The following is a 14,117-nucleotide window of genomic DNA, read 5'->3' as shown; positions in this document are numbered from 1 at the left end:
AATTGTTCCGTAACTCGCTCGGAACGTTATGGCCCACCGTGCGGTCAGTCAACCCCGGAACCTGCGGCAAAATACTGGGAGGGCGCGCGACCGACGCCGGTGCACCCGCGAAAGTGTTTCGGTCGTAGGCTGGAGCCTCAACGAAGGAGCTGCCTCGTGACGGTCGACGAAGGACGCAGGATCACGATCACCGCCATCGCCCAGGAGGCGGGCGTGTCGGTGCCGACGGTCTCCCGGGTACTCAACGGCCGCAACGACGTGGCGCCGCAGACCCGGGAACGGGTGGAGGAACTCCTCCGCCGGCACGGCTACCGCCGACGGGCCACCCGACCGAGGGCCGGGGCGAGCCTGATCGACCTCATCTTCAACGACCTGGACAGCCCCTGGGCGGTCGAGATCATCCGAGGGGTGGAGGACGTCGCGCACGCCTCCGGGGTCGGCACGGTGGTCTCGGCGATCCACCGCCGGTCGACCTCGACCCGGCAGTGGTTGCAGAATCTGCGTACCCGGGCCACCGACGGGGTGATCCTGGTCGCCAGCGACCTCGCCCCGCCGGTGCACGCCGAGCTGCGCCGGCTGAACGTGCCGATGGTGCTGGTCGACCCCGCCGGGGTGCCGAACCTCGACATCCCCACCATCGGCGCGACGAACTGGGCCGGCGGGCTGCGCGCCACCGAGCACCTGCTCTCGCTCGGCCACCGCCGGATCGGCTTCATCGCCGGCCCGCCGCGACTGCTGTGCAGCCGGGCCCGGCTCGACGGCTACCGGGCCGCCCTGGACGCCGCCGGCATCCCGTTGCGCGACGAGCTGATCGTGCCCGGCGACTTCTACCACGAGTCCGGCTACTCCGGCGGCGCCGCGCTGCTCGACCTCGACGAGCCGCCGACGGCGATCTTCGCCTCCAGCGACCAGATGGCGTTCGGGGCGTACGAGGCGGTCCGGCGGCGCGGTCTGCGGGTACCCGACGACGTCAGCGTGGTCGGCTTCGACGACCTGCCGGAGGCGCGCTGGGCGTCGCCCCCGCTCACCACCGTGCGCCAGCCGCTGGCCGAGATGGGGCTGCTGGCCGCCCGGACGGTGCTCCGGCTGGCCGGCGGCGAGCCGCTGGACACGCCCCGGGTCGAGCTCTCCACCGACCTGGTGGTCCGGGACAGCTCGGCGCCGTACGCCCGGAAGTGATCTACCCGGACGGTTCCCGGTGCCTGCCGGACGAACTTCCGGGAGATTTCCGGTAGAAGCCGGGGTGGCCTGTCGAGACATTTCGGGGCGGCGGTGCGCGCCGGGCATGCGTCGGCATCGCCTGCCGTTGCCGGGCAGGCACTTTGCCCCGAACCGCGCCACCTGCCGTACCGGCTGACCGCCAGCGGTCCGCTGGGTCGCGAGTCACCCGCGCACGGGAGCGGACCGGTTTGCCGGGTTAGAGGTGATCGGGGGCGGGGTACCACCACCCGCGTAGCGACGCCCGGCCGCGCGGCGGGGCGCTGACCCGAGGGAGCACCCGATGAGACTCGACGACGACGACATCCGGACCACGGGCGGCGGCGGTGGGGAGGGGCCGGCCGACGGCGGGGCCAACCCGCTGGGCCGGGACGGTGGCGCCGACGGTGCCGCCGAAGGCCCGGCCGACGCCGGAGCCACCCGGGGGCAGCACGACGGCGGTGCGGACGGCAGTGCCGAGGGTCCGGCCGACGGCGGCGCGACCCCGGGGCAGCACGACGGTGGGGCCGACGGCAGTGCCGAGGGTCCGGCCGATGCGGGCGCGGTACCCGGGCAGCAGGACGGCGGCGCCGACAGCGCCGCCCGCTAGCACTGGCCACCGGCGATGACCGAGTACGACGGGTCGACCGGCACGGTCGCGCCGGAGTGCCGGCCGGACGCTTCCCCGGCGGAGGCTTCCCGGGCGGACGCTTCCCCGGCGGACGCTTCCCGGGCGGACCTGCCCGACGCGCCGCCGACCGAGCGGCCGACCGCGGCACCTGGACCGGTGGCGCCGGCCGTTGCCGCCCCGGATCCGGCGACCGGGGCGGGCGGCGACGGTCGCCCGGCCCGGTCCACCGGCCCGGTGGGGCGGACCGGCACGCTGGGCCGATCGGCCCTGGCCCGCTGCGTGGCGGTCGAGCCGGCGAAGTTCGCCGCCGCGTACTGGGGACGGGCCGCACTGCTCTCCCGGGCGGTCGAACTGAGCAACCCGGACGGCTTCCGGGACCTGCTCAGCCCGTCCGACGCCGACGAACTGCTCAGTCGGCGCGGACTGCGTACACCGTTCCTGCGGGTTGCCAAGAACGGGCAGGTGCTGCCGACCGGGCAGTACACCGGCGGCGGCGGGGCCGGGGCGGAGATCACCGACCAGGTGCTCGACGAGCGGATCCTCGCGCTCTACGCCGACGGCGCCACCCTGGTGCTCCAGGGACTGCACCGGACCTGGCCGCCACTGATCGACTTTACCCGCGAGCTGGGCCTGCACCTCGGCCAGCCGCTGCAGGTGAACGCCTATCTGACGCCGCCGGGAAACCAGGGCTTCGCCACCCACTACGACACGCACGATGTCTTCGTGCTCCAGGTCGACGGGCACAAGCACTGGCAGGTCCACGAGCCGGTGCTGCCCGACCCGCTGGAGCGGCAGTCGTGGGGCGGCCGGGCCGACGAGGTCGCCGCAGTCGCCGAGGGCCCGCCCGCGCTGGACGTGGTGCTGGGGCCCGGTGACGCGCTCTACCTGCCCCGGGGATGGCTGCACAGCGCCCGGGCACAGGACGAGAGCAGCCTGCACCTGACCGTCGGCGTCCGGGCCCTCACCCGGTACGCCATCGTCGAGACGCTGCTGGAACTGGCCGCCGAGGATCCGCGACTGCGCGCCACGCTGCCGTTCCGGATGGACGTGGCCGAGGTCGACCAGGTCGAGCCGGAGCTGACCGCGACCGTCGAGGCGCTGCGGGACTGGCTGCTGCGCGCCGACCCCGGCGCGGTCGCCGCCCGGCTGCGAGCCCGGGCCTGGCCGGCGGCCCGACCGGCGCCGATCCGGCCGCTCGCCCAGGCGGCGGCGATCACCGCGCTGGACGCCGACAGCCGGCTCGCCCCCCGGGACGGCCTGCGCTGGCAGTTGACGGCCCACCCGGCCGGCGACGACGGTGGCCCGGGCCGGGTGGTGCTGTCGCTCTTCGACCGCACGGTGACCTTCCCGGCCCAGTGCGCGCTGGCGGTCCGGGCGTTCCTCTCTGGCGGGGTGCACCGGGTCGGCGACCTCCCCGGGCTGGACGACGACGCCGACCGGATCGTGCTGGCCCGGCGCCTGCTCCGCGAGGCGGTCGCGGTCCCGGCCTGAGCCGAGGGCGGGACCGCGACTCTGTGGCGGCGGCGTCGGGGGCGCGCGCCGCCTGCTCCGCGACGCGGTCGCGGTCCCGACCCGACGTCCGCTGCCCGGCCCCGACGGCGAGCGGGTCAGCGGAGCAGGCCGAACAGGGCCCCGGTGGTGACCAGCCCGGCGACCACCACGACCAGCGCGGACCGTACGTCCAGGCCGGCGTGCCGCCGGTCGGCGAGTACCCGGGCCGGTGCCAGCCCGACGACCGGGCCGAGCAGCGTCACCAGCAGCCCGAGTACCGGCATGGCCACCGCCAGGTCGCCGCCGTACCGGTCACCGGCGGCCCGGGCGGCCAGCCCGAGGGCGTACGCGGCGGCCGCGCCGAGCACTCCGAAGAGCGCCAGCAGCGGTCGGGTCGCCGGCGGCAGCTCACCCGGTTTCCGGGCCCGGTCCAGCAGCTCCCGGACCCCGTCGAGCAGCGCCTCGACGTCGGCCGGTGCGCCGTTGCGCGGCACCGGTGGCTCGCCGATCCGCCGGTCCGCCGCACCGAGCTGGCCGCGCAGGATGCTCCACAGGTGAACCGACTCGGCCTCGGTACGGTCCACCTCCTGCTGGGCCGCCGCCACCTCCGCCTCGGCCCGGCGCACCGCCTGCTCCGCGTCGCGTACCGCCCGCTCGGCGGCGGCGCACTGGCGCTCGTACCAGCCGTTCGCCTCGGTACGCTCCGCCTCGGCCCGGCCGGTCAGTTCGGCGAGCCGCCGGATCGCCCGGGCGTAGCTGACCTCCCGTTCCAGGTCGCCGCTCATCGGTACGGTCCATAGGGGATGATCACTTGACCGGTCCGGTGCACCGAGCGGTCGAAGAAGAGCCCGCGCCACGGCCGGGGGTACCAGTCCGGCCCCCCGCCGGCCCCGGGGTAGAGCGCCGAGGTCAGCTCCGCACCCTGCACGTCGAGCGCGACCCAGGCGCCGATCTGGTCGGTACGCGACGCCGGGCCGCCGAGGTCCGCTCGCAGCCGGGCCACCCCCCGCCACCAGGCCAGGGTGTGGGTACGCCGCTCCGGCCCGTTGTGCAGCACGTGCCGCAGGTGGTCCAGGCCGGACCGCCGCCCGATGGTGGTGCCGAGCTGGCCGGCGGCCGCGTCGACGGCGTAGAGCAGCAGGTAGTGCGGCTCGCCCGGGGTGCCGCCGGAGCCCAGCCCGTCGGCCGTCTCGGCCATCAGCTCGCCGATGTCGTCCTCCGAGTACCAGGCGGCGTCGGTGCCGAGCGCCTCGTAGAGCGCCCGGGCGGCGGTGTCGGCGTCCGGGTCCAGGCAGGCGATGGAGAACCGGGCGGTGCCGGGCCGGTGCTGGCGGCGCAGCGACCGGGCCGCCGCGTCCAGCACCGCGCAGGCCTCGTCCACCCCGGTGCCCAGCACGGCCAGGTTCCGGCCCGGTGCCCGGGGCAGCCGCATCCCGGCCGAGCGCGCCTGCACGTCGATGATCTCGCCGAGCAGCGCCACCGGCCCCCGGGCGCCGCCGCCGGTCCGCTCCGCACCGCCGGGCCGGTCCCCGCCGGCCTGGCCCGGTGTGCCGCCGTTCGGCGCGGCGCTCCGCTCCGGCCCGACCCCGTCCGGCCAGATCGCCCCGCCGGCCGCGCGGTCCCGGGGACTGCCCACCGGGGCTGGCTCGCCCGGCGGGCGCAGCGCGACGAAGTCCGGTGCCTCGTCCAGCCGGGGGATCGCGTCGCCGTCGAAGAGCCGGGCCGGGGCCGCATCCGGTGGGCGCATCCGCCACAGCCGGTGCTGGAGGTCGCTCCAGGTACCCCAGTCGCTGGCCGCCGGGATCCGGGCCACCTGGTTGCCCTCGGACATCCCCGACTCGGCGTTGACGATGGCGTGGTGCCGGGGCAGCACCTGCGCGGCGTCGTTGCGCTCGGCCAGGATGCGCAGCGCCTTGGGCAGCGCGATCCGCAGGGTGAACTGGGCGACCAGCGCCGGCCGGCCCCACAGCGCCTCGATACCCCGGACGTCCTGCGAGGCCAGCACCAGGTGGATCCCCTGGGAGCGGCCCCGCCGGGCCAGATCCTCCAGCAGGTCGGCCGCCTCCCGGGCCACCGCGTCCCGGCCGGCCAGCAGCATCTGGAACTCGTCGACCACCGCGACGATCCTCGGCCAGCGACCGGTCGGGTCCACCGCGCGCAGCTCGGCCAGCTTGGTCACCTCGTGCCGCTTGGCCGCGTCCGCCCGGCGGCGCAGCTCCTCGGCGAGGAACCGCAGCAGGGCCAGCCCGAACTCCCGGTCGGTGTTGACGTTGATCCCGACCAGCCGCATGTGCGGCAGCCAGCTTGGGTCGCGGCGACCCTGGGCGAACCGGGCGAACGACACCCCCTCCTTGAAGTCCAGCAGGTAGAACTCCAGCTCTGCGGGGGAGTACCGGGCGGCGAGCGAGCCGATCCAGGCGAAGATCAGGTTGGTCTTGCCGGTACCGGACGGGCCGCCGATCAGCGCGTGCGGCGGGTAGTCGCCGAGGGTCAGCGTTACCGGCCGGCCGTGCGGACCGTCCCCGATCGGCGCGACGAGACCGGCGGCCGAGTCCTCCCGCCACATCTCGTCGGCCGGCGGGAGCAGGTCGGTGAAGGGCGTCGGTGGCGGGCCGGCGTTGACCCGGGTCGCCACCTCCCGGCAGGTCTCGGTGACCAGTGCGGCCGGCGGGGCCGGGTCGGGGCGTACCGGTAGCTCGGGGCAGCCGGTCAGCCGGGCGGTGCCGCCGTCGACCACCACCCGGTGCACGTCCGGCTCGTCGGGCAGCTCGATGCCGCGTACCACCAGGTGCACGCCGCAGGCGGCGCCGGTCCGGGCCACCCGGTCGAGCTGGCCCCGCTCGTGCCGGGACAGTTCGTCGCCGCCGAGCAGCACCGCGATCCGCCACGGCTCGGGGCGCCGGCCGGTGGCCGCGGCCAGCTCGCGCAGCGAGGCGTACTCGCCGGCCAGCACGGTCTCGTTGATCCGGCGGATCTGGTCGACGAGGTCGTCGAGGAGCCGGGCCAGCCCGCCCGGCCCGACGAAGGTGAGCAGCCCGGCGGTGGAGAGCGGGGCGAAGCCGGCCAGCCCGCCACCGAGGTGCTCCGGGTCGTAGCCGACCAGCCGGAGCGCGCCCGGATCGGCCCGGCCCAGGGCCCGGAGCAGCAGCGCGGCGACCACCGCGTCGCAGCCGCCCCGATCAGCCCCGGACAGGTGTACGTGGCCGGCGTCGAGCAGCGGCACCAGCGCCGGTACGGGCACGCTGCCGGGCAGCCGTACGGTGCCGATCCGCAGCGGTCCCGGTGCCTCGCCCCGGAGCACCGGGCTGGGCTGCCAGCCCGTCCACTCCGTACTGGCGGCACCGGGTGCCTCCCGGGCGGCGGCCTCGGCAGCCCGGGCGGCGAGCCGGTCGATCTCCGCCCCGTACCGGTCCGAGAGCTCGGCGACCCGGCGGTCCCGTTCCGCACCGACCCGGCCGGGAACCCGGGCGGCCGCCTCCCGGATCCGGCGCAGCCGGTCCTGTGCGGTACCAAGTTCGGTCCGCGCCGCCGTGAGCCGGGCCCGGGACGCGCCCAGCGCGTGCGACAGCATGGTGCGGACCCGGTCGACGAGCTGGGTCCGTAGGTCAGGCATGGGTGTCCCGGGGTGCGCGAGCGGTGACGGGGCGCTGGTCGAGGCCGAGGCGGCGCATCAGCAGTCCGGTGAGGACCCCGGCGGCGACCGCCGGGTCGGCCGGATGCGGCTGCTCGACCGGTTCCTTCGGTGGCGGCATCCGGCAGACCCGACTGAGCAGCGTGTCGAGCACTCCCGGCGGCAGGTTGGGCACCAGGTCCCGCACCTGTCCGGTGACCTCCCGGCGCAGTCTCGGCAGGTCCGCTGCCCGGGGCGGATGGCCGAGCAGTTCGGCGGCCAGGTCCCGGAGCATCGGCGGGGCGACCGACGCGAGTCCCAGCCCGACGTTCGCCTCGACCGCGCGCAGTTCGGTGTGCAGCCGGGTCCGGTCGCCGGAGCGGACGCCGCTGGTCACCCGGCGGAGCAGCTCCTCCGGGTCGGTGATCTCGGGGTCCGGCTTGGGCGCCGGGGTGTCCCGCCGGTCGAACAGCTCGGCCACCCGGACCGACCACCAGCCGCCGGTGGCGGCGGGAGCGGCCCGCCGGACCGGGCCGGACGAGTCCGCCGGGCCCCGGGCGCCGGGGCGGGCGGGCGGGCGCTCCGGGCCGGCGGCGGGCGGTCCGTCCCGGCCCAGCCCGATCGCGGCCAGGTACGTCGCGAACTGGTCCTGGGCGAGCCGCAGCGCGTGCCCAGCCGTCTCCAGGTGCTCGGTGGCGGCCGACAGTTCCGGTACGCCCATCGGGTCGGCCGACTCCTGCCGGACCCAGCGCAGCCGCTCGGAGGCGAGTTTCAGGTGGTCGAGTGCCTTGATCACCAGCTCGACCGGCAGTTCGTCGGACGCGGCCCGCACCCGGGCGCCCAGCTCCTCGATGATGGACATCCGCTGCTCTACAGCGTCGAGACGTAGAGCTGGGCGTGTTCGACGGCGGCGAGCGTCGCGGCGAGGCACTCCTCCAATTCCTGGGCGGCCTGCGAGAGCGACGCCTGCGCGGCGTCGACAGTGGAGTGTCCACTTCCCTCCAGCGCTCCGGCCAGGGTCTGCTGCGCCTCGGCGAGCTTGTCGCTGGCGGCCTGCACCGCGGCCTGGCCGTCGCCGATCTGCTGGAGTGCGGCATCGATGGCCGCTTTCAGCTCGGCGACACTCGCCACGACGAAACCTCCTGGGGGCGGGGAGGGCTCTAATTAGAGCTTATCCCGATCGGCGCTCTGCGGCGCCCTGGGCGTTTGCTGCCCGGCTGTCCGTTCCCAGGTGGTCCCGTCGACGTCGGCCATACGGCAGGCTTCCTCCCACTTTGTGCCACCGCACGACTACTCAGTCGGATCTCCGACAGTTGTCTGGCGGCACCCGGGAAAGGCCAGCTCAATCCTGCAACTTCCAGGCTGACGGGGTCAGTTCTCCGGGACCCGGTCCAGCGGCTCGGTGAGCCAGCGCGGTCCGCGTACCCCGGCACCCAGGGCGGTGACGCGGGCCCGCAGCGCCCGGTCGGCGGTGACCACCAGGCAGCCCCGGCCGGCCGCCTCCGCCTCGACCAGGCCCACGATGGCGTCGTCGCCGGAGCCCTCCGCCGCCACCACCCGGATGCCCTCGGCCGGCCCCACCCGGCGGGCCACGCCCTCCACCACCAGCACCACCTCGACCGGCGGGGCCAGCCCGGGCAGGCCGAGCCGGGCGAGGACCGCCAGCCGGTCCCGCAACCGTGCGGTGGCCGCGGCGCGGTCCCGCCACCAGCCGTCCGGGCGGGACCCCACCACGTTGGCGGCGTCCACGACGAGGAGAGGTTCGGCTGCCATCCGCCCAGCCTGCCATCCCCGCCACCCGGCCTGTGGTTACGCCGCGTTTGTCGGGCCTTCCGCCGGGTAGCCGAGGTGACGCCAGTGCCCGCGCCCGTGAGGGGGACATGAGATGACGCAGGGACCCGGCGACTTCGGCCCCGATCCGTGGGACGAGTTCCTGGCCCGGTACTTCGGCCGGGGAGAAAGCCGCCGGCAGGGGCAGCGGGTGGACATCACCAGGCTGATGACCGCGGACGCCCGGGAGCTGCTCGCGGACGCGGCGCGCCGGGCGGCCCAGGCCAACAGCAGCGATCTGGACACCGACCACCTGCTCTGGGCGGCCCTGCAACGGGAGCCGCTGCGGGACCTGATCAGCCGGGCCGGCGCCGACCCGGAGGCGCTGCTCGGCGCGCTCGGCGGCGAGCAGCGGGTGGACCGGCCGGCCAAGCACGGCCAGGTGCCGTCCAACATGTCGCTCACCCCGGCGGCCAAGCGGGCACTGCTCGACGCACACCAGCTCTCCCGGGCGATGGGCGCCTCCTACATCGGGCCGGAGCACATCCTGATGGCCCTGCCGCTGAACCCGGAGTCGCCGGCCGGCCGGATGCTGGCGGCGGGCCGGATCCAGCCGCAGTCGTTGCAGGCGGCCAGCGCCAGCGGCGGCGGCAACGGCGGTGCCAAGCCGGACCGGGGCACCCCGACCCTCGACCAGTACGGCCAGGACCTCACCGACCTGGCCCGGGCCGACGAGATCGACCCGGTGATCGGCCGGATGGACGAGATCGAGCAGGCGGTGGAGATCCTGTCCCGGCGTACCAAGAACAACCCGGTGCTGATCGGCGAGGCCGGGGTGGGCAAGACCGCGATCGTCGAGGGACTCGCCGAGCGGATCTGCGACGGGGACGTGCCGCAGACGCTGATCGGCAAGCGGGTGGTCCAGCTCGACCTCGCCCGGCTGGTCGCCGGCACCCGCTACCGGGGCGACTTCGAGGAACGGCTGAAGAAGGTGATCGACGAGATCCGGGCGCACGGCGACGAGCTGATCATCTTTCTCGACGAGCTGCACACCCTGGTCGGCGCGGGCGGTGCCGGTGCCGAGGGCGGGATGGACGCCGGCAACATGCTCAAGCCGGCGCTGGCCCGCGGCGACATGCGGGTGATCGGCGCCACCACGCTGAACGAGTACCGCCGCAACATCGAGAAGGACGCCGCGCTGGCCCGGCGGTTCCAGCCGGTGCTGGTGCCGGAGCCCACAGTGGACGACACCGTCACCATCCTGCGCGGGCTGCGGGACCGCTACGAGGCGCACCACCAGGTCCGGTTCACCGACGAGGCGCTGGTCGCCGCCGCCGAACTCTCCGACCGGTACGTCACCGACCGGTTCCTGCCGGACAAGGCGATCGACCTGATCGACCAGGCCGGTGCCCGGGTGCGGCTGCGTACCCGGACGCCCGCTGGCGACGTGCGGGAACTGGAGCGGGAACTGGAGGAGGTACGCCGGGAGAAGGACCAGGCCGTCGCCGACGAGCAGTACGAGCGCGCCTCCGAGCTGCGCGACCACCTGCGCGAGGTACGCGAGCGGCTGCACGTGGCGAGCGGCAACGGCGACCAGCCGGCGGTCCCCGAGGTGGGGACGCAGGAGATCGCCGAGGTGGTCTCCCGGGCCACCGGAATTCCGGTCAGCCAGCTCACCGAGGAGGAGCGGGACCGGCTGCTGCGGTTGGAGGGGTACCTGCACGAGCGGGTGGTCGGCCAGGACGACGCGGTCAGCGCGGTCGCCGAGGCGGTACGGCGGTCCCGTACCGGGCTGGCCGACCCGGACCGGCCGATGGGCAGCTTCCTCTTCCTCGGCCCGACCGGGGTGGGCAAGACCGAGCTGGCCCGGGCGCTGGCCGAGGCGCTCTTCGGCGACCAGGACCGGATGGTCCGGCTGGACATGAGCGAGTTCCAGGAGCGGCACACGGTGAGCCGGCTGGTCGGCGCCCCGCCCGGCTACGTCGGGTACGAGGAGGCCGGGCAGCTCACCGAGGCGGTCCGGCGCCGCCCGTACGCGGTGGTGCTGCTCGACGAGATCGAGAAGGCGCACCCGGACGTCTTCAACATCCTGTTGCAGGTACTCGACGACGGGCGGCTCACCGACAGCCAGGGCCGGACGGTGAACTTCCGGAACAGCGTACTGATCATGACCAGTAACCTCGGCTCCGAGCTGATCACCGGTGCCCAGCGCAGTGTCGGCTTCGGCGGCGGTGCGGGCAACCCCGCCGACGACGAGAACAGCGAGCTGCGGGACCGGCTGATGCGCCGGTTGCAGGAGCAGTTCCGCCCCGAGTTTCTGAACCGGATCGACGAGGTGATCATCTTCCGCCGGCTGGAGTCGGAGCAGCTCCGGCAGATCACCGAACTGCTGCTGAACGAGACCCGCCGTCGGCTCCGTGCCCAGGACATCGAGGTCGAGTTCACCACCGAGGGAGTGGACTGGATCGCCGAGCACGGCTATGAGCCGCAGTTCGGCGCCCGGCCGCTGCGCCGGACGATCCAGCGGGAGGTCGACAACCGGCTCTCCCGGATGCTGCTGGACGGGACCGTGGAACCGAGGCAACGGATCACGGTCGGCGCCAGGGACGGCGAGTTGACCTTCGACGTGTCGGCGGGGGAGCGGCCCGGCGGGCGCAGCCCGGCCACCGCCACGCACGGCCGATGAGCCGGCGGCCGCCCGGCGGCCCGCCCGGGCCGCGGACATACCGGACCAGCGGGCCTGGCCGGGGAGCGCGCCCGCCCGCCGGGGGTCCGGGATCCTCGCCCGCCGGATACGCGGGGGCCGCCGCGGACCCGGATCTGCCGGCACGACCTGCCCGGTGGGAGCCGGGACGAGAGGAGGGGAGCGGCGTGAGCCAGCCCGAGGAGAACCGCGAGAAGAGCGCGAAGACCGACGCCGTACTGCGGCCGCCGGCCGCCGCCGCAGGCCCGGCGCGCCCCCGGCCACCGCAGCGGAACCGGAACCGTACCGAGGAGGAGCCGGCCCGGCCCGAGTCGCCGCCGGCGGAGGAGGCGTGATGGCCCGGCAGCAACGGGTGGAGCCGGAGGTGGAGCAGTTGTGGCAGGACTTCCACAGCCGCGTCAACCTCAGCTCCGAGCAGCTCCGCAACTGGCTGCTCACCCAGGGCTCCGGCGAGCAGGCGTTCGGCGCCGACCCGGATCTCGGGCTGCCGGAGCCGGGCCGGCAGATCCTCGCCATCCTGGGCAAGCGCAAGGTCGACCTGACCGACGGCGACATCCAGCTCATGCGGGAGACGGTCGCCGAGATCCAGGACCTGATCGACACCCGGCCACCCGCCGGCGCGACCGACCAGGACTGGCGGCGGGCCCTGCTCGACCTCGGCCACGACCCGCTGATCGAGCGGTAGCCGGGGCTGCACCGCGACCCATCCCCGTCCGGCCCGTCCGTGCGCACGCGCCGCGAACGGGCCGGACGGGGATCGGTTCAGGCACCGCCGATGCTCGGGACGTTCAGCCCGGCGGCGTCGGCGGCGTCGGTCCGCTCGGTACGCAGCGCCTCCTCCCGGGCCAGCAGCGCCGCGTACTCGGCGATGTCCTCGGGGCTCGGCAGCGCCGGTACCCGGCGCAGGAAGGCCTCGACGTCGCGGGAGGCGGCGGTGTGCGCGGCGGCGACCCGGCGTACCGTCTCCCGGTCGTCCTCGGGCGGGATCATGTCGGTCATGCCGGTACCGGTACCCGCTTGCGGCCGGTTCGCACCGGTCGGCGTCGAGGTACCTGCGCCGGGCCGCGTCGCCGGGCTCCCCGCGTGGCGCGCGCGGGGAGCCCGGGGCGGTCGAGGCGGATACGCCGGGTGGCGGAACCGGTCCGCCGGTCAGGGCGCGGTGGCGCCGAGGGTGTAGCTGCCCGACCCGCTGTACGCGTCGACGGCGTACCGGTAGTACCCGGCCGTGCCGCTGTACGAGGTCGTTTCGTCCGGCCCGGGTGAGGTGCCCTGGGCCACGGTCACCCAGGAGCTGCCGTTCCACCGTTGCAGGTAGAGGTCGAAGTCCACTCCGGACGGTCCGTCGAGGCAGCCGCGGTGGGTGCCGGACCGGGTCGTCTGGTAGTAGCTGCCGTTCGGCTGGTACTGCACCCCGCCGGCGGGCAGCGAGCCGCTGAAGGTGCTGGCGTAGCCGGTGCAGGTACCGGTGGGCGGCGGCTCACCGGGCCCGCCCCCGCTGGTACGCAGGGTCAGCCCGTACACCGAGAGGATCTCGTTGACCGGCTGGAAGTAGGTGGTGCCACCGGACGAGCAGTTGCCCGAGCCGCCGGAGGTGACGCCCTGGGCCTGCTGGCCGGAGAGCCACGAGCCGCCCGAGTCACCCGGCTCGGCGCAGGCGTTGGTCCGGGTCAGGCCGCTCACCGAGCCCTCCGCGTAGTTGACGGTCTGGTTCTTCGCCTGCACCGTGCCGCACCGCCAGCCGGTCGTCGAGCCGGACCGGCAGATCGCCGCGCCGACCGCGGACTCGGTCGAGCCGGCGACCGTCACGTTGCCGCCCGCGTAGTCGTTGACCCACGGCTGCGGGGTCCAGTTGGTGTTGGTCTGCACCCAGGCGTAGTCGTTGCCCGGGAAGGACGAGCCCCGGAAGGTCCCCTGGGCGACCTGGTTGTAGCCCTGGGTCGCGGTACCGGTCCGGCCGCAGTGCCCGGCCGTGACGAAACCGCCGGTGACGGAGAAGCCGACCGAGCAGCGGCCGCCCATGTAGTAGGCGTCGCCGCCCCGGACGTCGTAGTAGAGCCGGGGCGCCTCGGTGGTGGCGACGATCCGTACCGCCGTGGCGTCCACCCCGCTGGCCGCGACGAACGCCGTGGCGGCCGCCGTACCGCCGCTGGCCAGCACCACGACGCTGTTGGTGGGCGCGTCGACGTACCAGCCGGGTACCGACCGGGCCGGCGCCTTGGCGGCGGCCCGGTCCAGTCCGGACTTGACCCCGTCGAGCTGGGCGGCGCTGCGGGCGACCAGCTTCGGCTGGGCACCGGCGGCGGTCACCCGGGCGGCCTGGGCGCGGTCGGTGACCGCCACCACCAGGTCACCGGCCGGCGAGATCCAGCCGCCGCCGTACGCCCGGCCGAGCGACTTGCGCAGCCCGGCGTCGGCCCGGCTGGCCTGGTCGTCCCGGCTGATCCTGGTCCGGGCCTGCGCGGCGGTGAGTCCGAGGTCGCGCTGCATCGCGGTGAGCATCTCGGGGGTGGCGGCCTCGGCGGTGACCGGGGCGGTGTCCCGGGTGCCGTTGTCCGGCGCCGCGCCGGCGGGTGGGGCCACGGTGCCGAGGATGCCCACCGGCAGCAGGGTCACCGCTGCCAGTGTGCCGAGTCTTCGCTTCATCCGGAGTCTCCTTACGGAACGGAAGTTCGGTGGGGGAGGGGAACCGGCAGCCGCGCATCGGCCAGCCTCCC

The 14,117-nt window shown here is 75.1% G+C and carries 13 protein-coding genes; 6 read left to right on the top strand and 7 right to left on the bottom strand.

Features of this window, described 5'->3' with window-relative positions; genetic code table 11:
• The first annotated feature begins 156 nt into the window (after window positions 1-156).
• From ACSMXO_RS21980 to ACSMXO_RS21970, 3 genes are all read left to right on the top strand, one after another.
• Window positions 157-1,179 carry a LacI family DNA-binding transcriptional regulator gene (locus ACSMXO_RS21980; RefSeq protein WP_346261273.1) on the top strand — a complete coding sequence of 341 codons (1,023 nt, stop codon included), beginning with the start codon at window positions 157-159 and terminating at the stop codon, window positions 1,177-1,179.
• A gap of 322 nt (window positions 1,180-1,501) precedes the next feature.
• Window positions 1,502-1,807: a hypothetical protein gene (locus tag ACSMXO_RS21975; RefSeq protein WP_346261274.1), complete on the top strand. Its 306-nt coding sequence runs from the start codon at window positions 1,502-1,504 to the stop codon at window positions 1,805-1,807.
• A 15-nt stretch (window positions 1,808-1,822) separates the two neighbouring features.
• Window positions 1,823-3,319 (top strand): cupin domain-containing protein, encoded by a 1,497-nt coding sequence (locus ACSMXO_RS21970; protein WP_455413577.1) that lies wholly within the window; start codon window positions 1,823-1,825, stop codon window positions 3,317-3,319.
• A gap of 116 nt (window positions 3,320-3,435) precedes the next feature.
• On the opposite strand, the gene ACSMXO_RS21965 is transcribed toward ACSMXO_RS21970, so the two are convergent.
• From ACSMXO_RS21965 to ACSMXO_RS21945, 5 genes are all read right to left on the bottom strand, one after another.
• Window positions 3,436-4,104 (bottom strand): hypothetical protein, encoded by a 669-nt coding sequence (locus ACSMXO_RS21965; protein WP_346261276.1) that lies wholly within the window; start codon window positions 4,102-4,104, stop codon window positions 3,436-3,438.
• A complete protein-coding gene (locus ACSMXO_RS21960) occupies window positions 4,101-6,932 on the bottom strand; it encodes an FtsK/SpoIIIE domain-containing protein (RefSeq protein WP_455413576.1) in 2,832 nt (943 codons plus the stop codon). Before ACSMXO_RS21960 ends, ACSMXO_RS21965 begins: the two co-directional genes overlap by 4 nt.
• A complete protein-coding gene (locus tag ACSMXO_RS21955; protein WP_455413575.1) occupies window positions 6,925-7,791 on the bottom strand; it encodes a hypothetical protein in 867 nt (288 codons plus the stop codon). Before ACSMXO_RS21955 ends, ACSMXO_RS21960 begins: the two co-directional genes overlap by 8 nt.
• 8 nt (window positions 7,792-7,799) lie before the next feature.
• Window positions 7,800-8,060, bottom strand: a complete 261-nt coding sequence (locus ACSMXO_RS21950; RefSeq protein ID WP_107259179.1) for a hypothetical protein — start codon at window positions 8,058-8,060, stop codon at window positions 7,800-7,802.
• A gap of 240 nt (window positions 8,061-8,300) precedes the next feature.
• Entirely contained in the window at window positions 8,301-8,702 is a 402-nt protein-coding gene (locus ACSMXO_RS21945; RefSeq protein WP_455413574.1) for a hypothetical protein, read from the bottom strand.
• Between the two features lie 112 nt (window positions 8,703-8,814).
• Here ACSMXO_RS21945 and ACSMXO_RS21940 point away from each other — a divergent pair, with 112 nt between their 5' ends.
• The 3 genes from ACSMXO_RS21940 (at window position 8,815) to ACSMXO_RS21930 (ending at window position 12,088) form a co-directional block, all read left to right on the top strand.
• Window positions 8,815-11,385 carry an ATP-dependent Clp protease ATP-binding subunit gene (locus tag ACSMXO_RS21940; protein ID WP_346261279.1) on the top strand — a complete coding sequence of 857 codons (2,571 nt, stop codon included), beginning with the start codon at window positions 8,815-8,817 and terminating at the stop codon, window positions 11,383-11,385.
• A gap of 185 nt (window positions 11,386-11,570) precedes the next feature.
• A complete protein-coding gene (locus ACSMXO_RS21935; protein WP_346261280.1) occupies window positions 11,571-11,738 on the top strand; it encodes a hypothetical protein in 168 nt (55 codons plus the stop codon).
• The gene (locus ACSMXO_RS21930) at window positions 11,738-12,088 is read left to right on the top strand and encodes a DUF3140 domain-containing protein (RefSeq protein WP_455413573.1); all 351 of its coding nucleotides are present in this window, start codon (window positions 11,738-11,740) and stop codon (window positions 12,086-12,088) included. Before ACSMXO_RS21935 ends, ACSMXO_RS21930 begins: the two co-directional genes overlap by 1 nt.
• A 77-nt stretch (window positions 12,089-12,165) precedes the next feature.
• Here the strand turns inward: ACSMXO_RS21930 and ACSMXO_RS21925 are convergent, their stop codons facing one another.
• Both ACSMXO_RS21925 and ACSMXO_RS21920 read right to left on the bottom strand, forming a co-directional pair.
• Complete coding sequence (locus ACSMXO_RS21925) at window positions 12,166-12,402, bottom strand: hypothetical protein (protein ID WP_346261282.1); 237 nt, start codon at window positions 12,400-12,402, stop codon at window positions 12,166-12,168.
• 150 nt (window positions 12,403-12,552) lie between these two features.
• Window positions 12,553-14,046 carry a S1 family peptidase gene (locus ACSMXO_RS21920; RefSeq protein WP_455413572.1) on the bottom strand — a complete coding sequence of 498 codons (1,494 nt, stop codon included), beginning with the start codon at window positions 14,044-14,046 and terminating at the stop codon, window positions 12,553-12,555.
• Between the last annotated feature and the right edge of the window lie 71 nt (window positions 14,047-14,117).

It is taken from the genome of Plantactinospora sp. DSM 117369, assembly GCF_053764795.1.
Note: the sequence above shows the minus strand (reverse complement) of the source record. Positions and strands in the feature narration are given on the sequence as shown.